General features: G+C 60.5%; 22 protein-coding genes, 1 tRNA gene and 1 pseudogene. 12 read left to right on the plus strand and 12 right to left on the minus strand.

Features of this window, described 5'->3' with window-relative positions:
* Window positions 1-49: 49 nt before the first annotated feature.
* Genes lptD through lptF form a run of 3 tightly spaced genes read right to left on the minus strand, consistent with a single transcriptional unit; the run spans window position 50 to window position 4,394 of the window.
* Window positions 50-2,188, minus strand: coding sequence for an LPS assembly protein LptD (gene lptD, locus AADW23_RS11740; protein ID WP_341861129.1), 2,139 nt, complete (start codon window positions 2,186-2,188; stop codon window positions 50-52).
* Complete coding sequence (lptG, locus tag AADW23_RS11745) at window positions 2,185-3,279, minus strand: LPS export ABC transporter permease LptG (protein WP_341861130.1); 1,095 nt, start codon at window positions 3,277-3,279, stop codon at window positions 2,185-2,187. The genes lptD and lptG overlap by 4 nt, the downstream gene beginning before the upstream one ends.
* The gene (lptF, locus tag AADW23_RS11750; protein WP_341861131.1) at window positions 3,276-4,394 is read right to left on the minus strand and encodes an LPS export ABC transporter permease LptF; all 1,119 of its coding nucleotides are present in this window, start codon (window positions 4,392-4,394) and stop codon (window positions 3,276-3,278) included. Before lptF ends, lptG begins: the two co-directional genes overlap by 4 nt.
* Window positions 4,395-4,556: 162 nt before the next feature.
* Between lptF and AADW23_RS11755 the strand changes: the two genes are divergently transcribed.
* A complete protein-coding gene (locus AADW23_RS11755; RefSeq protein ID WP_341861132.1) occupies window positions 4,557-6,023 on the plus strand; it encodes a leucyl aminopeptidase in 1,467 nt (488 codons plus the stop codon).
* A 29-nt stretch (window positions 6,024-6,052) separates the two neighbouring features.
* Window positions 6,053-6,517, plus strand: coding sequence for a DNA polymerase III subunit chi (locus AADW23_RS11760; RefSeq protein ID WP_341861133.1), 465 nt, complete (start codon window positions 6,053-6,055; stop codon window positions 6,515-6,517).
* On the opposite strand, the gene AADW23_RS11765 is transcribed toward AADW23_RS11760, so the two are convergent.
* From AADW23_RS11765 to AADW23_RS11775, 3 genes are all read right to left on the minus strand, one after another.
* Window positions 6,514-7,092, minus strand: coding sequence for a TIGR02281 family clan AA aspartic protease (locus AADW23_RS11765; RefSeq protein WP_341861134.1), 579 nt, complete (start codon window positions 7,090-7,092; stop codon window positions 6,514-6,516). The genes AADW23_RS11760 and AADW23_RS11765 overlap by 4 nt on opposite strands.
* A 33-nt stretch (window positions 7,093-7,125) precedes the next feature.
* Window positions 7,126-7,743: a MarC family protein gene (locus tag AADW23_RS11770; protein WP_341861135.1), complete on the minus strand. Its 618-nt coding sequence runs from the start codon at window positions 7,741-7,743 to the stop codon at window positions 7,126-7,128.
* A 133-nt stretch (window positions 7,744-7,876) separates the two neighbouring features.
* Window positions 7,877-9,718: an ABC-F family ATP-binding cassette domain-containing protein gene (locus AADW23_RS11775; RefSeq protein WP_341861136.1), complete on the minus strand. Its 1,842-nt coding sequence runs from the start codon at window positions 9,716-9,718 to the stop codon at window positions 7,877-7,879.
* A 171-nt stretch (window positions 9,719-9,889) separates the two neighbouring features.
* Here AADW23_RS11775 and ndk point away from each other — a divergent pair, with 171 nt between their 5' ends.
* Window positions 9,890-10,312, plus strand: a complete 423-nt coding sequence (ndk, locus tag AADW23_RS11780) for a nucleoside-diphosphate kinase (RefSeq protein WP_089946822.1) — start codon at window positions 9,890-9,892, stop codon at window positions 10,310-10,312.
* Between the two features lie 116 nt (window positions 10,313-10,428).
* Here the strand turns inward: ndk and AADW23_RS11785 are convergent, their stop codons facing one another.
* Entirely contained in the window at window positions 10,429-11,694 is a 1,266-nt protein-coding gene (locus tag AADW23_RS11785) for a calcium-binding protein (protein ID WP_341861137.1), read from the minus strand.
* 93 nt (window positions 11,695-11,787) lie between these two features.
* Entirely contained in the window at window positions 11,788-12,141 is a 354-nt protein-coding gene (locus tag AADW23_RS11790; RefSeq protein WP_341861138.1) for a TfoX/Sxy family protein, read from the minus strand.
* A gap of 125 nt (window positions 12,142-12,266) precedes the next feature.
* On the opposite strand from AADW23_RS11790, the gene AADW23_RS11795 reads away from it, so the two are divergent.
* The 6 genes and pseudogenes from AADW23_RS11795 to AADW23_RS11820 all read left to right on the plus strand — a co-directional run bounded on the left by AADW23_RS11795 (window position 12,267) and on the right by AADW23_RS11820 (window position 17,347).
* Window positions 12,267-12,578 carry a hypothetical protein gene (locus tag AADW23_RS11795; protein WP_341861139.1) on the plus strand — a complete coding sequence of 104 codons (312 nt, stop codon included), beginning with the start codon at window positions 12,267-12,269 and terminating at the stop codon, window positions 12,576-12,578.
* 142 nt (window positions 12,579-12,720) lie between these two features.
* Window positions 12,721-13,038 carry a hypothetical protein gene (locus AADW23_RS11800; RefSeq protein ID WP_341861140.1) on the plus strand — a complete coding sequence of 106 codons (318 nt, stop codon included), beginning with the start codon at window positions 12,721-12,723 and terminating at the stop codon, window positions 13,036-13,038.
* Between the two features lie 135 nt (window positions 13,039-13,173).
* Window positions 13,174-14,199: a pyridoxal-phosphate dependent enzyme gene (locus AADW23_RS11805; RefSeq protein ID WP_341861141.1), complete on the plus strand. Its 1,026-nt coding sequence runs from the start codon at window positions 13,174-13,176 to the stop codon at window positions 14,197-14,199.
* Entirely contained in the window at window positions 14,196-15,356 is a 1,161-nt protein-coding gene (locus tag AADW23_RS11810; RefSeq protein WP_341861142.1) for a Xaa-Pro peptidase family protein, read from the plus strand. Before AADW23_RS11805 ends, AADW23_RS11810 begins: the two co-directional genes overlap by 4 nt.
* Window positions 15,353-16,090 carry an Asp/Glu racemase gene (locus AADW23_RS11815; protein WP_341861143.1) on the plus strand — a complete coding sequence of 246 codons (738 nt, stop codon included), beginning with the start codon at window positions 15,353-15,355 and terminating at the stop codon, window positions 16,088-16,090. The genes AADW23_RS11810 and AADW23_RS11815 overlap by 4 nt, the downstream gene beginning before the upstream one ends.
* Window positions 16,091-16,320: 230 nt before the next feature.
* Window positions 16,321-17,347: pseudogene (locus AADW23_RS11820) on the plus strand (transposase).
* A 20-nt stretch (window positions 17,348-17,367) separates the two neighbouring features.
* Here AADW23_RS11820 and AADW23_RS11825 read toward each other — a convergent pair.
* From AADW23_RS11825 to AADW23_RS11840, 4 genes are all read right to left on the minus strand, one after another.
* Window positions 17,368-17,703 (minus strand): hypothetical protein, encoded by a 336-nt coding sequence (locus AADW23_RS11825; RefSeq protein ID WP_341861144.1) that lies wholly within the window; start codon window positions 17,701-17,703, stop codon window positions 17,368-17,370.
* Entirely contained in the window at window positions 17,700-18,752 is a 1,053-nt protein-coding gene (locus tag AADW23_RS11830; protein ID WP_341861145.1) for a glycosyltransferase family 2 protein, read from the minus strand. Before AADW23_RS11830 ends, AADW23_RS11825 begins: the two co-directional genes overlap by 4 nt.
* Window positions 18,753-19,262: 510 nt before the next feature.
* Window positions 19,263-19,337: transfer RNA gene (locus AADW23_RS11835), tRNA-Asn, on the minus strand.
* Between the two features lie 58 nt (window positions 19,338-19,395).
* A complete protein-coding gene (locus tag AADW23_RS11840) occupies window positions 19,396-20,259 on the minus strand; it encodes an MBL fold metallo-hydrolase (RefSeq protein ID WP_341861146.1) in 864 nt (287 codons plus the stop codon).
* Between the two features lie 30 nt (window positions 20,260-20,289).
* Here AADW23_RS11840 and AADW23_RS11845 point away from each other — a divergent pair, with 30 nt between their 5' ends.
* The 3 genes from AADW23_RS11845 (at window position 20,290) to AADW23_RS11855 (ending at window position 23,166) form a co-directional block, all read left to right on the plus strand.
* Window positions 20,290-21,594: an ATP-binding protein gene (locus tag AADW23_RS11845; protein ID WP_341861147.1), complete on the plus strand. Its 1,305-nt coding sequence runs from the start codon at window positions 20,290-20,292 to the stop codon at window positions 21,592-21,594.
* A gap of 106 nt (window positions 21,595-21,700) precedes the next feature.
* On the plus strand, window positions 21,701-21,844 hold the full coding sequence (locus AADW23_RS11850) for a hypothetical protein (RefSeq protein ID WP_341861148.1): 144 nt from the start codon (window positions 21,701-21,703) through the stop codon (window positions 21,842-21,844).
* A gap of 545 nt (window positions 21,845-22,389) precedes the next feature.
* Window positions 22,390-23,166: a hypothetical protein gene (locus AADW23_RS11855; protein WP_341861149.1), complete on the plus strand. Its 777-nt coding sequence runs from the start codon at window positions 22,390-22,392 to the stop codon at window positions 23,164-23,166.
* Window positions 23,167-23,434 lie beyond the last annotated feature (268 nt).

The raw sequence follows: 23,434 nt of genomic DNA on the forward strand, positions 1-23,434 counted from the left end.
CTGCCTGCGCGGTTGCGAGGCGTATTTAATCACAGGCCCATGTCGAGCCCTAGCCGCGGCAACTACGCGCCACCGAGCGGCCTTCGCGCCCGGCCCCAAACCCGGCCAACGATACGGTCAGGCCAAAGGTCGTGGCCGGTTCAACGGCGCTGGTAGTCGTATATCGGCGCGCGACCGAAAACTCCATATCCAGACATTCATTCGTGTAGCCCAAAGTCACGGCAGCGCGGGTGGCTTCATTGCCATAGAAGTCATAGCGGAAATCCAGCCCCGCATCCCAGCCGCTGTTCAGCATATATTCGCCGTCGAAGGCCAGTTCTGCCAGTGGATCATCGCGCTGTTCGCCGCTGTCGGCATCGAGGAACGTATAAGTCGAAACGATCTCGTGGCGGTCCCCGCTCCAGTACAAGGCAAATTCGCTGGAGGTGAAGTCAAAGGACCTGTTGAAGAGGGACCGGTTGATGAAGCTTAAGCTGTCATTGAAGCTGACATGGGCGGCCAGCAAGTAATCGGATTGCGTCCCGTCCAGCCCCGAGCCGTCGGTGAATTGCCCTTCATCTTCGGACCGCAGGACGACGCCGCCGGCCAGACCAAGGGTCAGCCCACCGGGCGCGACGCGGCTATAGGACAGGCCGAGGTTCGCCCGCGCCCCGATTTCGCGCCGGTCAGAGCCGGGCAGCCGGTCGAGGGAGAACAGGTTCGCCTCGTCAAATTCCACGATGAAGCTGTCCTCATTGGGTGGGGCATTTCCGTAGGAGTCAGACCACACGAATTGCGCAATGGGCTCAATCACATGGCTGACGCCCGAGTCGCTGATCGCTTGGAACGGGTAGCGCAATTCCACGGCGGCATAGGGGGTCAGGCGCTGCACGGTCGTGTCAAAGGCACTGTCTTGCAGGGTGTTGTAGACGCCCCCATGCAAAGCGCCCTGAAACGTCGTCAACAGACCGCCAAAGGTTTCCGAGCGATGCCAATCCAACGCGCCCGTGACACGGAACACATCGCGCCCGTCATCGCCATCGACGCTGGAGTAGCGATAGAACCCGGTGCCCTCCAACTCTGCGGTCAGGGTGCCGCCGATCACCGGCGGCACGATCCGGCGGGTGATTTCGGCGTGGGCGACACGGGTGGGCAGGATCTCGTTGTCGACGCCTTCGCGCAGGGACTCGTATAGGGTGGCCGAGGCCTCGACGTACTCATCGCGGCGCACCCGGCTGATGCGGGCGTAGCTTTCCAACAGGTCGGGTGAATTGAAACCATAGGTTGTCAAATAGCCCCGGTCGCTGACGGCCTGCACCTGCACATCCAGCGTGTAGTCGCGGGGAAGCTCGAAACTGGCATCGCCGAACAGATAGGCACGGGTGTCGTTGTCTGTCAGATCATCCCAGGACACGGCACCGTCAATTTGCAGCTCGCCGTTGCGGTAGGCTTGGCGGTAGCGCAGTTCAACCGTCTGGGTGCCAAGGCCGATCCAAGGTGTAACCGTGATGTCGGCATGGTCGCCCAATTCGATGAAATAGGGCACTCGAATTTGCGTGCCCGTCAGATCATCGGCGCTGATGGAGGGGGCCAGAAAACCGGTGGCACGTTCCAGCGTGGGGTCGGGCAGGCGCATGCGCGGCAGAAAGAACACCGGAATACCCAACACGCGCAACTGCGCGTTGTCGAAGTAAAGCTGTTGTTCCTCGGCATCATGGATGATGCGGCGGGCGCGGATTTCCCACAGTGGGGTGGGGTTATCGAAACAGACCTCACACGACGAGGCGACGGCCTGATAAAGCTGCGTGTAGCGTCCCTCGGAATGGGTGATCTCGGAGGCTGCGACCTGCAATTGGCGGTCCAGAACCAGCCGGGCCGATTGCAAGACGCCGTTTTGCAGATCCGCGGACAATTCGGCGAAGTCGGCAACAAAGACGGTGCCCCCGTCGGCGTCGACCAGCGTCAGCGGGCCTTGCACGCGCAGATTATCGGCGGTGCCATCGTAGGTGATGGATTCCGCGCGCAATCGCATGCCTTCGTAGAAGACCTCAACCGCGCCGCGTGCCGTGACGGTGCTGGAGCCGTCAAAACGGATGTTGTCCGCAATCAGCGTGGCAGGCGCAGAAGATTCCTGCGCCGCCCCCGGAGACGAGAGGCAGACGACAGCGGCCAAAACGACCGCAGCGATATGTCCGACACGGCGGGTCACCCATCCTCCGTATGCAATAAAAAGCCGAGCGCCAAGAGGATTGCGGCAATCGGCGGTGTCCAAGCGACCAGAGCGGCGGCCACTTGCCCGGTTTCCCCAAGAACTTCGGCGAAACGGCGAATGAATACAACGCCAAAGCCAAACAGTATGGATAGTAGCACCATGACGCCGGTTTTGCCGAAGCGGGTATGGCGCATTGTGAAGCCCGCGCCGATCAACACCATCGCGGCCAGCAAGAGCGGCGAGGATAATTGCATCTGGAACCATGTGCGGTGTTGAAGCGCGGCAAAGCCCGCCTCATTCAGTTGGCGAATGAAGCCCGGAAGCTCGAATATCGGCACGGTCTCCGGGTCACCGAAACTATCGCGGATCTGCTCGGCCGTAAGGGTCGAGGGAAGGATCAGCGTGGCGAAATGGACGGCGTCGGCCTCGGCGTTGGATGATCCGGCCAAGGGCCAACGTTTCACGTCCGTCAGGGTCCACGCCTCCCGTTCCAGCAACGCTTCGCGGGCGTCCAGTCGCTCCAGCAAGAGGCCAGCGTCATCGAAGGTAAAGAACGAGGCGTCAAACAGATGCGTCCCGTCCGAATTCGTGGCCGAAGCGCGGATTACCGTCTGCTCGCTTTCCACGCCCTGACGCAACCACAACCCCTCACCTGTGACCGAAACCGAGCGGCTTTCCAGCCCCGACAAACGCGCCAGCGTCAGGTCGTATTGGCGAGCCGTGGCGGCGACCAACGGGTTGAGGACCAGCAAGGACAACGCCCCGATCAGCAGGGCGACCATGACCGGCGCGCTTGCAGATCTCAGGGCAGAGCGTCCAGCCGCGCGAACAACAACCAGCTCGGAAGTGCGGGCAAGCCCCAGAAACAGCACCAGGGTGGCCAGCATCACAAACAGGGGCATCAGGCCGGTCAGACTGCGTGGCAGGTTCAGCAACGCCAATTGCAGCACGGCGGAAAACCCCTGATCCGCGCCGACACGGCGCAACTGGTCGGCCATGTCGATGGGCAGCAAAATGGCGACGAAAACCGCCAGCACGATCCCAAAGGCCACCAGAAAACGCCGCGCGATATAGAGGTCAAGGATCATGCCGGAATACTCCGCCACCGGGTGGACCTGCGCATCGCCAAGACCACCATGGCCGCCGCGATACAGGCTGCCAAGGCCGGTTGCGCATAGGCCATGGGCCAGGCATCGGCATCGGAGCGCACGATGGATTCGCCCGCGTTGCGCACCATCTGCATCGGCAACACCAGCGCCACCGCGATCATGATTTGCTTCCACACCCCAAAGCGCGAGAAACTGCCAAGCATCAGGGACGCGGCCCCGATCAGCGGCACGAAGATGACGAACAGTGATTGCGCCAGCCTGTCATGCCCCTCAAACAGCATATGGGCCAAAGGAATGTTGAGTAGGGTGGCCAAACGCTCATCCGCCGTCAGCAGAACGGCTGTCGGAAGCTCCCTCACATTCACCCGCCGCAGGGCACCGTCATTCATCAAACTGGCGACTGAATAGGTGAAATCGTTGAAAGATATCGTCGCCAACCGCCCGGTATCCAAGTCCAACGTTTGGGCAACGCCGTCAAACATCACCAGCCTCGGCCCGCTGTCCGAGCGCACCAAAAGCGCGTCGGTGGCGGTATAGGTCACCTCGACGCCGGGGGTGGAGGTATCTTGCAGGAACAGGTCGCGAAATTCGCCCAACTCGCTGATTTCGCGGATATAGACGGTCAGACCTGCGGCGGGGTGAATGAACTCTCCGGCGCGCAGGAAGCGGCCTGTCAGATCGTCGCGCACCTCGGCTTGGCGCTGTACGAACTGCGCCCGTGCGGTGGGGGCAAGGAAATTGCTGAGCAGGGCCACCAAGATCGCCATCAGGCAGCCGAACACAAAGACCGGGCGCAACAGGCGCAGGGCCGACAGGCCAGCGGTCTGCAACACGACCAGTTCGGAATCACTGATCAGTCGGTTGAAGATGTAGAGCGTGGCCACGAAGGCCGAAACGGGCAGGATCAATTGCACGATCCACGGCAGGGTCAGGGCCGAGAATTCCAGAAACACGCTGATGTTCTGGCCGTCTGCAATCAGGGTGTCGAACAGGCGTGCGGCTTGGTTGACCCAATAGACCGACACCAGCACAAGGCTGAAGAACCCGAACAGCATCACAAGCTGTCTTAGGATATATCGGTCGAATTGACCCAAGCCGGGTACCCCCTACATGCGGTGTCCGGGTGGCAGCCCGACCGCGTCATCTATGTTTTAGAGCAGTTTTTCCGGCTTGCGTAGGGGCGATCTGGCCATCGGCGGCACAGCGCCCTAATGTCTGGCGCGAATGTCACGCTTTTCGCCCATTAGGAGCCCTTGATGACCGACCTCATCTCCATTGATTTTGCTGAAACCGACCTTGATGCCTTGGCCGATGCGCCCGGCAAGTTGGCGATTCTTGTCACGCCCGAGGGCAAGTTGGACCCTGCGGGCCGCCGGGTGAACCGACTGACGAAACAGGCTGTGGCCCGTTTGGTGGACTCGGATCGTTGGGAAAAAGTGAAGGCGGGTGAAGGCTTTACCATGGGCTTCCCGGCTGGTTTGGCCGCAGAATCCCTGTTGGTCGTGAAGCTTGATCGCCGCCCATCCGTGGCCGAGGCGCGCAAGGCGGGGGCGTCGTTGGCGAAGTTCAAAGGCACTGACGCATTGGTGCTTTGTGCCGGTGCGTTCAATCGCACGGCGGACGTCGCCCTTGGCCTGGCGCTCCGCTCTTACGGATTTGACGACCACTTCACCAAAGACAAGCCTGAGGTTGCGGGCGCAATGATCTATTGCGCCAAGCCCGATGAGGTGAAGCCCGAGGCGGCAACCGCCATGGCCGTCGCAGAGGGCGTGTTCTTCACCCGTGATCTGATCAACGAGCCCGCCAACGTCCTGACAACGCAGGAATTTGCAGACCGTCTGGCCGCGATGAAGGACGTCGGCCTGGAGGTTGAGGTGCTGGATGAGGCGGAACTGGCCGAATTGGGAATGCGTACGCTCTTGTCGGTGGGCGAAGGCTCGGAAAGCCCGTCGAAGGTCGTGGTGATGAAATGGAACGGCGGCGGCGACGAAAAGCCCCTCGCGCTGATCGGGAAGGGCGTTGTGTTCGATACCGGCGGGATCAGCCTAAAGCCGGCGGGCGGCATGGAAGACATGACCATGGACATGGGCGGCGCGGGCGTTGTTTCCGGCGTCATGCGCACCTTGGCGCTGCGTAAGGCGAAGGCGAATGTCGTTGGCGTTGTCGGCTTGGTCGAGAACATGCCCGATGGTCGCGCCACACGCCCCGGCGATGTGATCCGCTCGATGAAGGGGGACACGGTTGAGGTTATCAACACCGACGCCGAGGGGCGTTTGGTTCTGTGCGACGTCATGTGGTACGCCCAAGAACGGTTTGAGCCGGTGGGGATGATTGATCTGGCGACGCTCACGGGCGCGATCATCATTGGGCTGGGGCATGAGAACGCGGGCGTCTTCTCCAACTCGGACGCGCTGTCGGGCGCTTTCCTGAAGGCCGCGGGGGCCGAGAATGAGGGCGCTTGGCGGATGCCCTTGGGGGATGCTTACGACAAGATGCTGAAGTCGCGCGTGGCGGATATGGCGAATGTGGGCGGACGGGCCGCAGGCTCGATCACCGCGGCGCAGTTCTTGCAGCGGTTTGTGAAGGATGAAACGCCGTGGATTCACCTCGATATCGCGGGCGTGGCCAGCGTGAAATCCGAGACAGCCTTGGCCCCGAAGGGCGCGACGGGCTGGGGCGTGATGGCGCTCGATCGCTTGGTGCGCGATGGCTATGAAAGCTAACCCATTACATGAAGAACGGCGGCTAAGTTATGGGTGAGGCGTATTTTTATCACCTCACCCAGTCGCCGTCCGACGTGGCGCTTCGGGTGCTTTTGGGGAAGTCGCTGCAAGCCGGTTGGCGGGTGGCGGTCCGAGGGCGCTCGGACGCGGTGTTGGACCGGTTGGACGAAGCGCTCTGGCTGCAACCGCCTGACAGCTTCCTGCCCCACGGCCGCGCTGGTGGCCCGCACGATGCGGTGCAGCCGGTGTTGCTGACCACGGGGGATGCGGGCAATGACCCGAGCTGCTTGGTATCGGTGGAAGGGGCGGCTGTCGCGCCCGAGGAAGTCACCCGGATGGACCGCGTGATGGTCTTGTTTGACGGCCATGATGAGGGCGCGTTGCAGACCGCAAGAGAGCAGTGGAAAGCCCTGACCGCCGCGGGATGTGCGGCGAAATATTGGTCCGAGGCATCGGGACGATGGGAAATGAAAGCCGAGAGTAAGCGGGATTAACGCTCTAGAATAAGCGTGCCGTTGGCTATTTCCAGCCGCGAGAAACGGTTGAGGTAGCTCATGCCCAAAAGGCTGCCCGACATCTCGCCGCCATTGACCACGGCGCGCACGTTTTCATCGACGATACCGCTGAGCGACAGGCTGGCGATGCGCGTGGGCGCGGTATTCACCCTGCCGTTGGCGGTGTTGGCGCGGCCGGAAAAGATCAAATCGTCGATGGGCACCCCGGCGCGGGCCGCATCTGCTTCGCTGAGCACGATGGAGGTGGCCCCGGTGTCGACCACGAAGCGGGTCGGCACGCCATTGACCTCGAGCACGAGGTAGAAATGCCCGTCCGAGGCGCGCGGCACGGTAATTGCGCCAGTCTGCATGACCGATTGCCGCGGCGCGATGGAGCTGGAAATATCGCTCCAGAGGCCGACCGCGACGAGAGCGCCCAGAAAGATGAAGCCCCAAACGGCGAGGTATTTCATCATCTGCCCCATCTTGCCCCGCTGCCCCCACAGGAAAAACCCGCCCACCGCACACAGAAGTGCGATCAGGTAGATAAGGCGAGGGATGTCTTGGCTGTCCATGGGCGCTCCGATCTCGATAGATATAGGGACGGATCAGAAAACTTGCAGGTCGCGGAAGCCATCAATGACGAATTGCACGGAAAGCGCGGCCAGAAGCATCCCCAAGAGCCGTGTCACCACGTTGATCCCCGTGGGCCCCAGAAGGCGCTCAAGCGGAGCCGCCAGAAGGAAGAGGATGAAGACGAAGACGATCACCAGAGCCATCACCGCATGGATCGCGATCAGGTTGGCGGTGGTGTCGTTTTGCCCGGTCAGCAGGATCATCGTCGCGATGGAACCGGGGCCGGCAATCAGCGGGATGGCGAGGGGGAAGACGGAGGGGTCATCGCCCTCAGGCTCGGCGTCGGCGGTGCCTTGGCGGCGCTGGGTCCGACGCTCGAACAGCATATCGAGGGCGGTGAGGAATAGGAGAATGCCACCGGCCATGCGGAAGGCAGCCATGGAGATTCCGAGGAAGCCAAGAACGGCTTCGCCCGCAAGGCCAAAGAGGGTCAGGAGACCCGCCGCTACAAGGCAAGAGCGGATTCCGATGGAGCGGCGCTGGCGTTCGGTCATGCCCTGGGTCAGGGCCACGAACAGCGGCGCAAGGCCGATGGGGTCGATGATGACGAAGAGCGTCACGAAGGCGGGGATGTAAAAGCTGAGATCCATGGCAGGTACTCTAAGTAAATTGTGCAGCGGAGCTGCATTATTTTCAAAGGGGAAGGGGCGCTGCCCCTTCACGACTTTCCCGAAGGAAAAGCCGCTTACCCCGGAGGTGTATTTGCCAAGATGAAGGAGGCGCTTACGACTTGGCGGTATCGAGTTTGGCCTGCGCTTTTTCCCAGAGGTCTTCGGCGCGGGCCAGACCTTCCATCACCTCGGCGTATTTCTTCTGCCAGGTCGTGAGCTCACCCACGCGGGCATCTTCGTAGAGGGCGGGGTCGGCCAGTTTCTTGGCGAGTTTTTCGCGCATTTCTTCGATCTTTTCGACGCGGGCTTCGGCCTTTTTGACCTCGGCGCGGAGGTCTTTGATTTGATCGTGGGTAAGTTGTTTGGGTTTGGAGGGCTTTGCCGGTTTCGGGGCCTTGGGCTCGTTGCCCAGAAGCGACTGGCGGTAGGTTTCCAGATCGTGGGCGTAGGGGGCGACGTGGCCGTCCTTGACCAGCCAGAGGCGGTCGGCCACGAGGCTGAGCAGGTGCATGTCGTGCGACACCAGTACCACGGCACCGGTGTAGGCGGTCAGCGCCTCTACCAGCGCTTCACGGGATTCGATATCGAGGTGGTTTGTCGGCTCATCGAGGATCAGCAGGTGAGGGGCCTCCAGGGTGGCGAGCAGGAGCGAGAGGCGGGCCTTTTGGCCGCCGGAGAGCTTGGCCACCAGCGTTTCGGCCTGATCCGCGCCGAGGCCGAAGCCTGCAAGGCGCGCGCGGAGTTTCGGGGGCGCGTCGGCGGGGCGTTCGCGGCGCAGGTGATCGAGCGGGGTTTCATCGAGGTGGAGTTCGTCCACCTGATGTTGCGCGAAGTAGCCGATGCGCAGTTTGGAGGACGACGTCACGCGGCCCTCCATCGTGGACAGCTTGCCGGCCAGAAGTTTCGAGAGGGTCGATTTGCCCTGACCGTTACGGCCCAGAAGGGCGATGCGGTCGTCCTGATCCAGCCGCAGGTTCAGGCGCTTGAGAACGGCGCGGTCGCCGTAGCCCACGGCGGCGTTGTCCATGGCGACGATGGGGGGCGAGAGTTCCTCGGGCTCGGGGAAGGTGAAGACGGTGCGCGCGGCATCCTCAGGCGCGCGGATCGTCTCCATCTTCTCCAGCATCTTCACGCGCGATTGCGCCTGTTTCGCCTTGGAGGCCTTGGCCTTGAACCGGTCCACGAAGCTTTGCAGGTGGGCGCGCTGGAGGTCTTGCTTCTTGGCGGCGGCAGCCTGTACGGCGCGACGTTCCGCGCGGGTCTTGGCGAAGGTGTCGTAGCCGCCGGTGTAATAGGTCAGCGTCTTGTCGGCGAGGTGCAGGATATGGCCCACGGCGCGGTTCAGCAGGCCGCGATCGTGGGAGATGATCAGCACGGTGTGGGGGTATTTGGCCAGGTAAGCCTCCAGCCAGAGCGCGCCTTCAAGGTCGAGGTAGTTGGTCGGTTCGTCCAGCAGCAGGATATCGGGCTGCGAGAACAGCACGCCTGCCAGTGCCACGCGCATCCGCCAGCCGCCGGAATAGGCGGAGCAGGGGCGTTGCTGGTCTTCGTGGCTGAAGCCTAGGCCGCGCAGGATGGTGGCGGCCCGCGCCTCAGCGCCCCAAGCATCAATATCGGCGAGGCGGGCCTGCACCTCGGCAATCCGGGTGGGATCTTGGCTGGTGTCGGCCAGCAGTTCGGCGCGTTCGGTATCGGCCTCCAGCACGGTGTCGATCAAGGAGGTGTCAGAGGAGGGGACTTCCTGCGCCACACCGCCGATCTTGGTGCCGGCGGGCAGGGTGATGTCGCCGGTATCAAGGCCCAATTCGCCCCGGATGATGCGGAAAAGCGTGGTTTTGCCCGTGCCGTTGCGTCCCACGATACCGACCTTATGGCCCGCAGGAATGGTGACAGAGGCGCCCTCGAGCAGAGTGCGGCCGGCGACGGAATAACCGATATCAGACATGCGTAACATGGGGCGCGGCCTAACAGAGGTCTGGGGCCGCCGCTAGGGCCTGTCTTGCCTAACGGGAAGATCGCGGGGGCAGGGGCGTAAACCTTGCCGCACCAACAAGCCTTTCCAAATCCCCGCGCCCATGGTACCTGCGCCGCGAAATCTTAACCCAAGTCAAACCGGAGCAGCCCCATGGCCATCCAGCGTACATTCTCGATCATCAAACCCGACGCCACCAAGCGCAACTTGACCGGCAAGATCGCCGCCAAGTTCGAAGAAGCTGGCCTGCGCATCGTCGCATCCAAGCGCATCCAGCTGACGCTGGCCCAAGCGCAGCAGTTCTACGGCGTGCATTCCGAGCGTCCCTTCTTCGGCGAACTTTGCGAATTCATGATCTCTGAGCCGATCGTTGTTCAGGTCCTGGAAGGTGAAGACGCCATCGCGAAAAACCGCGAAGTCATGGGCGCTACGAACCCTGCCGATGCGGCCGAAGGTACGATCCGCAAGGAATTCGCCCTGTCCATCGGTGAGAACTCGGTTCACGGCTCTGACGCGCCTGAGACTGCTGCCGAAGAGATCGCGTTCTTCTTCTCCGGTCTTGAACTGGTTGGCTAAGGCCAGCGGCTACGGCCAATGGCCGGCGCCGAAGTCTTAACGTCATTAACTAAGGGGCCGCACGCGTGATCGTGCGGCCCCTTTTTCGTGGGTGTTTTAGCAGCAGTCGCCGTGGATTACGTCGGACGAACCGTCAAAGAGCCCGAGATGCTGACCGCCCCCGAAAGGCCCCGAAGAAGCGCCACAACTTCTGTGGCTCCGTCACCCGTGTGCAGGGTCAGTGCCTTGCCATCGCCATCGGCGGCGTCATCGACGGTAATATAGGGGTCGCCCAACGCGATCAGCTCGGCCGGCAGATCGGCGTAGATATTGACGGCATCCAGCGACAGGTCGAGGTCGAGCACTTCGACTGCTTCAAGGTCACCATTGGTGTAGACCTCGAATAGGTCAGCGCCGTTCCCACCGGTCAGCTCGTCCCCGTTATCGCCGCGGATAAGGTCATTCCCGTCACCGCCAAACAGGCTGCTGGCAAGGCCAGGGGCAGAGAACAAAGGCGCGGCCAAGGCATCCAGAAGGTCATTGCCCGCCCCGCCGTAAAGCGTGTTCTCGCCAAAGTGGTCGATCACCGTGTCGTTGCCCACGCCGCCGTCAAGGATATCGTTTCCAGCAGAGCCATCAAGGAAGTCGTCGCCGTTACCGCCCAAGACGGTATCGTCGCCCGCGTCGCCTACGACGGTGTCATCGCCAGAGCCGCCCGAGACAAGATCGTTGCCGTCACCGCCCAGGATCGTGTCGTTGTCGAACTGTCCGCGAAGGTTGTCATCGCCCGCCCCGCCAGAGAGGAAGTCGTTGCCATCTTCCCCGGTCAGGGTGTCGTTATCTGCACCACCAAAAAGGCCGTCATTGCCGAAGCCGCCGGAAATTCGGTCGGCACCGTCGCCGCCATAGATCTCGTCATCGCCGGCATCGCCGAACAGTCTATCCATGCCGCCTTCACCCAGAAGGGTGTCGTTCCACAGGCCGCCGCGCAGGACGTCATCGCCATCGCCACCGCCGATCAGGTCGCGGCCACCTTCACCACGCACCGTGTCATTGCCCGTGCCGCCTTCAACACTGTCATTGCCGGGGCCCGCGTTGACGCGGTCATCATCCGCGCCTGCGTCAACCATGTCGTTGCCCGTGCCTGCGATAATGCTGTCTTCGCCCGCGCCGCCTTCCACGATATCGTCGCCGCCGTCGGCATCAATGGCGTCATCGCCATCAAGCCCGAAGATGAGCTCAGACAGGGCCGTGCCCGAGATGACGTCATTGCCGTTTGTGCCTTCAATTTCCGGCATGGGGCCGCCGACGGGCGTTTCCTCTGCGCCCGAGCTGTCGTCATCGCCGCCGCTCAGGGCAAACGCGAGGCCCAAAAGGGCCATGAGTGCAAAAATACCAACCATAAAACATCCCTCATTTTGCCAATTGTGGCAAAACTTGGGCAGAGCATAAAGGTGAAAGATCAGAAACAGTCGGTTTCGTTTTAGAAGACAGGCCTAGCGCCGAAGCCCCGTGCCGATGGTGTTGAGCAGCTTTTCAAGGTCGGGGTTGTTGCCCGCCTTGGCCTCACCCGTCTTGAGGGCGTCGAACTGCACCCGCAGGGCATCCTTCTCGGCACCCTTGCAATCGTTCCAAGGGCGGCCTTGCAGCGCCATGTGCAAAACGTAGTACATGATAAAGTGAGGCGCGGTGCCGGTTTTCAGAATCGCGCGGTAGGCCTCGTGGGCGCCCAGATCGCGCAGGGCGCGGGCGGTGTGGATTCCGGCGCGGGCCAGAACCTCGGCTTGGGCAGGGCCGATGTTGCGGATCACCGTCACGGGGGCGGTGTCATCCAAAGCGTCAGTCATCATGATCCTCGGGTTGAGGACCGATTTATATCAGAGTTTCTTCCAGCGAAAAGACGTGTCGCGCCTAGATGCTGGCCCAATCCGAGAACCGAACCGGGGTAGGGAGCTCTTTCGCGGGGGATTGGCCTTTGGCGGGCTTTGGTTTGCGGGTCGGCATGGGACTGCTCCTTTTTTTTGCTGTTGACCTTTTTGATGCTGCTTTTGAAATCAGGCGATTACCGGAACAAAAGTATGGCGAGAATGTGGCGGCTATTTTGCCCCGAAAATCCGCCGTGCCGCGCCGAGATCAGGCTGAAATCGCCTACGCGCGAGCACGCATTTCCGTCGAAATATTTTCCGATTGTTACAGGATTTTGGGCTCGGATCACGGCCCTGTGCGCTTGGTGCAGGCGGGAAGAAATGCTGTGCACTGGCGCACCAATATTTGGCAAAAATCGTAATTTCGTGTCTGGAAACACCCAGAAACGGGGTCCATATCTCTGTCATCGAAGCGACACACAACGGGTCACTTCCCTAAAACAACCTACCCAAATGGGCCGCAGAAATAATGCGCCCCACAACGACAAGAAAAGGACTAACCCAATGAAAAATATCGCACTTATCGCCGCTGTTGTTGCAACTGCTGCCGCGCCTGCTGTTGCGCAGTCCACCTCCACTGCCTTCGCAATTTCGCATTTCAACCAGTCCGCTGACCACGCTTCTGACGTCATCGACTACCGTGGCAACACAAACCTCACTCAAGTCTCCACCACCGGCGCTTCGACCCTGGCCGAGACCTTTGAGATCCTCAACCGCTCCGCCGACACACCCAGCGACATGGCGGGTCTGAACGGTGCGACAATCGTTGGCGGCACACCTGCCTATGGCGCCGAAATCTTCGAGCGTCTCGACGCCGAATAAGTCAAAGGTCATTCGACCCTTCTCTTTGGTCTCTCCCTAGACCAAGGGCGCCCCACTGGGGCGCCCTTTTCGATTCTGTCTGTTTTTTCTTGGCACACCGATGGCCCGTGTTACCCATTGGTCATGCGCCATCTTATGCCCACCCCCGCCCAAACCGCCGCCTTGTTGGCTGGCCTGTCTGATATCCCCTCGCCATCGGTCGATGCGCAGGCCCCGACGGCGTTGTTGGCCCATTGCCCCGAGGCCGCTCAAACGCCGTTGACGCCCTTGCCAGAGGTGGCAGAACGCTTCGCGGTTGCCAGTCTTCACGTCAAAGATGAACGGGCGCGGATGGGGCTTGGCAGCTTCAAGGCCCTTGGCGCGGCCTATGTTATTGCTTGCGATGCGCAGGCGGGAAAGGCGCGGGGGCAGGCCTATTTCACGGCCAGCGCGGGCAACCACGGGTTATCTGTTGCGGCGGGGGCGCAGGCATTCGGGGCCCGCGCGGTGATCTATCTGGCCGCAACAGTGCCCACAGCCTTCGCGGCCCGGCTCGAGGCGATGGGCGCCGAAGTACGTTGGCGCGGGGAGGTCTATGAGGACAGCATGGCAGCGGCCAAGGCTGATGCGGAAGCCGAAGGGGCGGTGCTTCTTTCCGACAGCTCGTGGCCCGGCTACACGGAGCGCCCCTGGCGGTTAATGGAGGGCTATCTGGTCCTGATCCAAGAGGCCGCCGCACAGATGCCCGCGCCGCCCACCCATATTTTCCTGCAAGCGGGCGTCGGCGGATTGGCCGGCGCTGTGGCGGCTTATGCGCGGAAGGTGTGGGGCCAAGGCCCGCGCATCGTGGTGGTAGAGCCCGAGGCCGCGCCCGCGCTGATTGCCTCGGTCGCCGCCGGGGCGACACAGGTCACACAGGGGCCCGCCAGCGCCATGGGGCGACTTGATTGTAAAGAGCCTTCGTTGATTGCGCTGAAGGGATTGGCGCGGGATGCTACTGATTTCATGGTAATTTCCGAGGCCGAGGGCACGGAGGGTGCCGCGATCGCCGCGGCAGCTGGCATGCCCTCCACCCCCTCAGGGGCGGCAGGTATTGCGGGCCTTGCGGTGGCGGCCAAGGGAGGCTTTGGTTTGGATACCGCGTCGCGTGTCCTGGTGATCCTCAGCGAGGGGCCGGAATGACTCCGCCGCCCAGAGGCTTCCCCGAGGCTGAATTTCAGGCCCGCACCGCCCGCGCGCAATCCCTGATGGCCGAGGCCGGAATTGACGCGCTGTTGCTGACGACCGAGCCGGAAATACGCTACTACACCGGCTTTCTCACCCGCTTCTGGGAAAGCCCCACGCGGGTCTGGTTTGTGATCGTCCCGGCCAAGGGCAAGCCCGTGGCGGTCATCCCCAGCATTGGCGCCCATCTGATGGGGCAGACATGGGTGCAGGACATTCGCACATGGCAAGCCCCCGATTACGCCGATGATGGCGTGGGGTTGCTGGCCGCAACATTGCAGGAACTCACGCCCGCGAAGGGGACCATTGGCCTTGCCGACCAGATGGAAAGCCACGTGCGAATGCCCTTGGCCCATTTGCGCCGCTTGGAACGATCCATTGGGGCACGGCGGATCATGGGCGATGCCACGATCACCCGTCGTTTGCGGCAAGTGAAATCGACCACGGAAATCGCCAAAATCACCCATGCCGTGACCATTGGCACAAGCGCCTTTGACCGGGTGCCCGAGATTGCCCGCGAAGGCGTAGCACTGTCACAAGTTTTCCGCGATTTTCAGCGGCTCTGTTTGGAAGAAGGGGCAGATTGGGTGCCTTATCTGGCCGGGGCCGCCGCGCCGGGGGGCTACGGGGATGTGATCTCTCCCGCCGATGATGCGCCGCTTCGGGCGGGTGATGTGATGATGCTGGACACCGGCCTGATCTGGGATGGCTACTTTTGCGACTTTGACCGAAACTTCAGCCTCGGCCCGCCCTCAATCGCAGTGGCAGAGGGCCACGCGCAACTGATCGAGGCCACGCAAGCGGGCTTCGCCGCCGCCAAACCCGGCGCGCGGATGTGCGACGTGTTTCACGCGATGAATGATATCGTGGACCCCGGCCGTGGCGGCTCGGACGCGGGGCGGCTGGGGCACGGGTTGGGGATGCAATTGACCGAATGGCCGTCTCTCATCGCGGCCGATACCACCTTGCTAGAGGAGGGCATGGTCCTGACCCTGGAGCCAGGCGTCACCTTGCCCGGCGGCAAAATCATGGTGCACGAAGAGAATATCGTGATCGAGGCCCAAGGCGCACGCTACCTGACGCGCCCGCAAGGGGCGGAAATGGTCGTGATATGAGTGTGCTAGCCTATCAACTCTCTGGCCACCGCCCCGTGCAATTGGGCATCGTCGTGCTGCAAGCGGATGAAACGCTGGAGCATGATTTGCGCCGTCTCTTGCCGGAGGAAACGGAACTTCTGGTCACCCGCGTTCCGTCCGCCACAAGCGTTTCAAGCCAAAGCCTCGCCGCGATGGAGGCCGATCTGAGCGCCGCCGCCCGCCTGCTGCCACGCGGGGCCCGGTTCGCGGCCCTTGGGTTCGGCTGCACCTCGGGCACGGCCCAGATCGGGGTTTCTCAGGTTGCGGAGCTCCTGCGGGCGGGGGCCGATGTCGCCACGGTGACAGAGCCTGTGTCGGCCCTGATCGCGGCGTGTCAGCACTTGGGTATCAAGCGGCTCGCCCTCGTCAGCCCTTATGTGGCCGAGGTCTCTGCCCAGTTGGTGGACGTGTTGGAAGGGGCCGGGATTGAAATCTCCGCATTCGCCAGTTTCAACGAGGCGCAGGAGGCCAACGTTGTGCGCATCGACGCGTCTTCAATCGCCAACGCCGCACGGGTGACGGCGGTCCAAGCCCCTTGCGACGGGGTGTTCCTGTCGTGCACGAATCTACGTACATTGGACGTGATCGCAGGGGCCGAGGCCGAATTGGGCGTGCCGGTGCTGTCCAGCAATCTGGTTTTGGCTTGGCACATGGCGCGATTGGCGGGCGTGGCGCAGTCCTTGCGGACGGGGGCTGCATTGGTGGCACGTTAGGCGGGCACGCGCTCCATGCCGCTGATGACGGCGAGGATGTCGCCTACACCTAAAAATGATCTTATCTGCGCTGCACCACGCCCAATACCGCAGAGAGTTTGCCCCCCTTCGTGACCCTGACATGATGTCCCGCTCCGCCACAGCGCGTTCCGGTACAGGGGCAATTCCCCCGATAATTTCCGGTGGCCAAGAGCCGAATTTTCTCGGCAAGACATCTGAGGAGATTTACGATGAAGAACGAACGATACAGTGATGGAAGAGCATGGCAATGTTGAAGCAGGCAGAGGGCGGTGTGCCGGTTTCTGAGCTTTGCCGTGAGCATGGCATGAGCAGCTCCAGATTCTATTAGTGGCGCGCCAAGTTTGGTGGCATGGATGCGTTTTTGATTTCTGAGATGAAGATATGGCGAAGGAGAACCGCCGTCTGAAACACATGTATGCTGAGATGAGCATGCGGAATGACTTTCTGAAGGAAGCCCTTGGAAATAAGCGCTAAGGCTGTCTCTGCGTCTAGAATTGGCTATGAATGCGGTCGCACGACTTGGTGTAAGCATCGCGTCGGCGTGCCGGGCATTCGAAATCAGCGAGACATGCTATGGATACAGCCCTGTTATGAACGATGAGAATGAAGAGTTCACCGATTAGCTGGATCGTCCAGCGTTATGGCTGGAACCACAAGCGGGTCTATCTGATCTTCTGCGTGCTGGAGCTAAACCTGCGTATCAAACCCAAGAAACGCTTGAAGCGGGACAAGCCGGCCCCCCTGACTGTCCCTTATAAGCCCAATGAGACATGGTCGATGGATTTCATGGCGGATCAGCTGGCTGATGGGCGCTCGATCAGGACATTGAATGTGCTGGATGTCTTTATTCGTGAAGGCCTGTACATCGAAGTGGACTTCTCACTGCCCGCAGAGAGCGTGGTCAGATGCTAAAACCAGATCATTGAATGGCGTGGTCAACAGCAGACAATTCGCGTCGAAAATGGCCCAGAGTAAATCAGTGGTAAGCTGATGGAATGGGCCGAGAAACGCAATGTTCGAATGGGATACATCCAGCCGGGCAACCCATAACAGAATGCCTACATTGAACGCGACAACCGCACCGTTCGCGGCGAATGGCTTGGACCATACATCTTCGAAACCTTTGAGGATGCGCGAGACCAAGCAACTGAATGGGTCTGGACTTACGGCAACCAGCGACCCAACATGGGTTTCGGCGGCATGACGCGCGCCATGAAACTGAAGACTGCCGTCTGAATTCTACGGCTGGACCCCATCTAAAACGAGGGATTACCGTAATTGCTACGAATCACGGCTTCCAAGGCCGGGTTAGCTTCAAAACTCGTCACATTCTCGGCGCCAATCAAACGAGAAGCCAGCAAACCGATTGCACCGATGCCAGCCCCCATTTCAACCACGCGATCCGAAGAGCGTAGGACCTGCGCCAGAAGCTTACGTTCTGCAAATTCGTAGGTGCCCCTGATGATTTCGCGTCGGACATCATGGCCCACGACATCGGCGCGCGCATCGACGCGAATACCGTCAAGCGATACGGTCTGGCTGTTCACCAGTTCATGGTAGCGTCGGCGCAATGTTCGGAACTTCGGCTTCATGTCGGCCTCCGTGGCGGTAGGGTGATGCCGTCCATATCCTTCAGGGACGTCAACTCTCGAGTTCCGTAATACGTCGGATTGATCTCTGCTACTCCTAAAAGCGCTCTGTAGTGACCGGAATTGGCGCTGTGTTGCCCCCGCGAGACGATGCTGTCTAGCCCATCGCGCCCTCTTGTCACTGGAAAGTGGAGCAGCACCGCTCTTTCGGAAGAAATGGCGGTTTCGGCATTCAGACTATGCGCCCCTCCATAAAACCGGAAACCGCGCTTCCATTTGACCAACGGTAGCTTGGTGAGAAGATTGGCAGGCATCGTCTTGGGGTGCTTCGTCAATGCCCTGCCAAAATTACTGCCCATCCCTTGATGGTCGCGCAGGCGTCCAAGCAGACGACGATTGAACCGGCGCAGCGGAATGAGTTGCGAAGACTGGGAATCCACCAGGCGTTGCCGCATGCCACCAAGCACCGATACCGCAGGCGTTGGCCAGTTTTTCAGGAAACGGCTTGCGCCACGCTCCATCCAAGTGCCGGCGGGGTCGATCCTTGGATCGTCGAAAAGCGGGAAAGACTGCGACAGTGACCCACCGGTATAAACGTGTTCGTCCAGCGGCCTGTCGGCATACATATCGATCATGATCGCATAGAGCGCACCCGCACCTTCCGCGTCCAGAACCCTGATCAGGTCATCGAAACTGCGTTCCGGCGCACCGTGCCAGAACAAGTGCTCGTCCGCATCGGGTGCCAAAATCCAACGTCCATCGGCGACCTCATCCAATACTTGGCCGCGCCATTCGCGTTTGTGTTTCGCGTAGGTCGAGCCCTCCTTCGGGGCTAGGACCGTCACGTTGGGCTGCGCCAAAAGGAACTCGGTCGATCCATCGGTGCTTCGGTCGTCTATGACGATGAAGGTTATGTTTCCGAAGCTTCGGTAGTGCTCCAAAAATGGCTCGATGAGGTTACCTTCATTGTGGACAAGGAGCAGGCAGACATAGGCGCCGCGATCTGTCTTGTCAGCGCCGACAAGCTGAAGATGTTCGGTTTCAAGCGCCATCCAGTGTTCCTAATTCCAATTCTGTTTTTTCGCGCACGTGTATTCAAGTTCTCAGAAATTGCTTTGCAGGTTACGTGGGACATAGAACACCCATGGTCGAGATCGAGTATCTGGTTACTTGAACAAACTTCAAGCTCTACCGAGGCCCGCTCTTGGAAAGTTGCGTGCTGGAAATTGAATTGTCTTGAACGGCAGCTTCGAGAAGACTGATATCTTCAATCATATCGGGCAGTGCCTAGGGGGGCATGGTGAATGGTCTCCTCGGGGGTGCCTCAAAACGGCCCGAGTGACGGCGGGCCGACGTCACGCGCAGAAGACGCGCCGAGTGGAACGAGGGTAGATGCGGCCTGCTCTTATGCCACGGCGCGAGGCGTGAGTTTTATTTACTGTTGCTTGCGAAACACGTCTGGAACATCGGCGCTACTGCTTCCGCAATGCTTCCAGCGCATTTAAACACTTGCCGTGAGACAAGCTCACATGCCAGTAACGCATTGATTTAATGTGAAAAACTGGCTCCGGCGGTAGGGATCGAACCTACGACAAATTGATTAACAGTCAACTGCTCTACCGCTGAGCTACGCCGGAACTGAGGGCGATATAGCAAGGGTCTTCTGGGGCGTCCAGTGGGGGAAACCGGAAAAATTCAATCGGGGTGAAAAAGGCTGTCGGCGCGGATCGGGCCGGGGGTGGTGATGCGGGCGCGGGTGTGGAGGTCGATGAGGTGGGCCAGCACGTTGCGGGCGGCGGCTGGAAGCAGGGCGGGGGCCACGTCGGTGTAGATGTGGCGGGCGAGGGTTTCGGCCCGCGCGGGGCCGATGGTGCGCAAAGCTTCAAGGATTTGCGCCTCGCGGGTGCGGCGGTGGGCGATCAGCGCGGTGCAGCGGGCTTGCGGCTCGGTCACCGGGTCGCCGTGGCCGGGGTAGTAGATGCGATCCGTGCGCGCCTCGAGCCGGGCGACGGACGTGAAGAACTCGGTCATGTCGCCATCGGGCGGAGACACCAGCGACGTGGACCAGCCCATGACCAAATCGCCCGAAAACAGCGCATCCCCCCAGGCGAAGCTCAGGTGATTGGCCATGTGGCCGGGGGTTTCCAGCACGGTGATTCCCTCGATCACGTCGCCCTCGGATATCTGCTCATCGGGGGAGAACGCCGCATCCACGCCTTCACCGCCGCCCACGCCGTCGCCCAAGGCGGTCATCACCGGGCTTTTGCCCCAATCTGAAGACCCGGCGGCGAAGATGGGCGCCCCCGTCGCTTCGGCAAGGGGGCGGGCAAGGGGGGAATGGTCCAAATGGGAATGGGTCACGAGGATTTTCGCCACCCGCTCTGCGGGGTGCAGAGCGGCCAGGATGGCATCAAGATGGGCGGGCTCGGAAGGGCCGGGATCAATCACGATAACCTCACCCTCCCCAACGATATAGGTCTGGGTGCCGGTGTATGTCATCGGAGACGGGTTGTTGGCCGTCACCCGCCGCAGGCCCGGCTCCAGTGTTTCGCTTTGCATGATCGGCCCTGTCCCGCTTAGATACATCCCATGACACCTTCGGCTTGGATCAAACGCTTCTTGCCCCGTAGCCTTTACGGGCGTGCGGCGCTGATCCTGATCGTGCCGGTGGTCACGATCCAACTTGTCGTCAGTTCGGTCTTTCTGCAACGCCATTTCGAGGATGTGACGCGACAGCTGACCAACGCGTTAAGCCTCGACCTCAACCTCGTGCTGGATACGCTGGTGGAAGAGGGCCGCGAGGCCGCCGAGGCGCTGGCGTCGGAGCTGCAGATTGATCTTACCGATCCGCCTTCGGTCATGTCTGACGATTGGTATTTCTACGATCTTTCAGGCGTCGTGGTGATCGAGGTGCTGAGGGACCGGGTGCCCGGTGTTATGGCGGTGGACCTGCGCAGCAATGAACGGCTGGTTTCGGCGGTGGTCGAGGTGGCGGGCACGGAAATCGGGCTGACCACGTCTCGGCGTCGTGCGTCTGCTGCAGCACCCCACCAATTGCTGGTGATCATGGTTGCGACGGGGGTGTTGATGACCTTGGTGGCCTACCTGTTCTTGCGCAACCAATTGCGCCCGATCCGCCGCTTGGCACGGGCTGCGGAAGACTTCGGCAAGGGGCGCAACACGCCCTATTACCCGTCCGGGGCGACGGAAGTACGCTCGGCAGGGCGGGCGTTTCTGGATATGCGGGGCCGGATCGAGGGATACCTCGAGCAACGCACCCTGATGCTGTCAGGCGTGTCCCACGATCTGCGCACGCCTCTGACACGGATGCGACTGGCGTTGGGGATGATGGACGACAGCGCGGATCGCGATGCGTTGATCCAGGACGTGGACGAGATGCAGAACCTTGTCAGCACGTTCCTTGATTTCGTGCGCGGCGATGTGCTGGATGATCCGGAGCTGGTCGATCCCCTCGCATTGGTGCGCAAGATCGTGGAGAACGCGCAAAGGGCCGGGGGCGACGTGAGCCTTGAGATGCCCGACGCGGTGGAGGCTGTGTTGCTGCGCCCCATGGCAGTACAGCGGGCCGTCACCAACCTTGTATCGAACGCTTTGCGATATGGCGGGCGCACGGCGGTGTCTGTCGCGGTGATGGAGCGGACCTTGCGCATCACGGTGGAGGATGCGGGCCCCGGTATCCCCCCCGAGTTGCGGGAGGAGGCGTTGCGCCCCTTCATTCGGCTCGATACCGCCCGCAACCAGAACCAAGGGTCCGGCGTCGGGCTGGGGCTGGCCATTACCCATGACATCACGCGCCGCCACGGCGGGTCTTTGGCGCTGGGGGAAAGCGCCTCTTTGGGCGGGTTGCGGGTGGATCTGACGCTGCCTCGCTAGATATTCGGCGACCATTCCGCCATCCTTGTCCAGCCTTGGTGCGACGGCGCAACAACGCCCGGTGTGGGGCACCAACGGACGGGTCGCAGAAATCGACGGATCACCCTTGAAACGCGGTGTCAGCGCCGAGGTGATCGGCAGTATGCAGCTTGACCCCAAGGATCGCGAGGCCTTCCCCGTGGGCGGCCATATGAACGTGGCACCGACCCTAACGGTTCACCTCACCAATGCCTCTAACGGGGCGGGGTGATCCTGCGGTTGCTTTGTTCGCCATGGGCAACGGCAGCCATACCATTCGGGGGGGATCATACCGAAACAGCTAGTGCCTCTCGACCCTGCGGAGACGGAACCGTCAAGGCCCAGGCGGCAGTGTTTTCGCGGCAATTCGGGGCATTTGGTAGGCCCGGCAGGATCAAGACCTTTTCTTTTCGCCATTGAAAATTAAGCATTTTTCTTGCTTCCTGCCCCCAAGCATCGTTCGGGGACTACCATGCATGTATCGGTGACCTACAAAACATAGCTTTCCATTGCCCCCAAGATTTCATTTTGATCGTGCAATTCGACCGCCTTTTTCCTCTCGGGCCGTTACTCGCGCCTCACATGTTGAAAGGTTCGATGATAGAATCGCTGAGCGAGAGACAAATATCTGAACCAAGTCGGTCCCTAAGAATCCAACGAATTTTCTCTATGTTGCGCAGGCTCTTTGGTATCTGGTGAATTGAACGACACTACTCGCTCAGGTTCTGATGAATGTCATCTACCGTGAGGAAGCATAAGTATTTTGAGGGGCCAAACATGAAACTTGGTGAGACGATCCATGTTGTCGGAACCATCGTGGCGATTGGTTTAGGCGCCTACGCTGTTTATTCCGATTGGATCAACGTGAGAGAACGCTTTTTCGTGCAGCCATCGGAACGATCGGGACAGTTTTATCTTACCCACGACGGCGTATCCCAAGAGGTTGAGTTTGTGGTCGTGAACGAAAGCCGTAGGTCTACGGTGGTGCAACGGGTCGATATTTCACCAAGTGGATTATTCCCTCCACCAGTACTCATCGACGGAGAGTATTGGGATGGGCGCCCGTTTAGCATAGCGCCTAATCAAGTCATGTCTTTTCGCTTTCTGGCTGAAGAACGCTTTGATGTATGGAACACATCTGAGGCGCTCGAAGCTCCTACTGGCGAGCCGATCAATCTTGGCTATTTAGATTTATTTTCGTCGTTCGACCATCGCGTCGCTGCCGAGGAGCGTATGGACATGACGTTGCACGCAAGGAATCTTGAAATGGGTTTTACGGTTTTTGAATCCCACCGAGCAAGTGAATTTCAGGAAGCACTTTTTGCAAGTGGACGGACTTTCGCTGGCGACAACGAAGAAGCCGCGCAAAATTTGGCATCAATTGAAATGCATGTGACCCTAGGGGGGCCATGTCTATCGTACATGGTGCACACGCTTAGTGTCTGCGCGGGGCTCGAACTCACGACGCTTGGAGGAAACACTTTTGCCTCTGAGTATATCGGCTTCGGGCTCAGGTCGCGCGAGTTGGACGACGCATTTCGTTTATCAAATTAGATTAATGCTGGAAGTTGTCAGCAATGCTTCGCTTGGGACCTGCGGGGGTGCCAACCTCTTGCAAGGAGAAGGTTATGGGCGAACGCATTAGGCCGAAAGTTGCATGAGTGCGAGTTGTTCCCTTCGAGGCGTCGCCGCGTGCGACAGTACGTCTATCCGGTACAAGACGGTTTCCAAGTTTTAGGCCTTTGGGGGCAACAATCTTGTAACTCATTGATAGATATAGCACCTAAGCAATTCTTGGGGCAAAAAATAGTCAATAAAATCA

The sequence above is a fragment of the Gymnodinialimonas sp. 57CJ19 genome, assembly GCF_038396845.1.
In the GTDB taxonomy this organism is placed as follows: domain Bacteria; phylum Pseudomonadota; class Alphaproteobacteria; order Rhodobacterales; family Rhodobacteraceae; genus Gymnodinialimonas.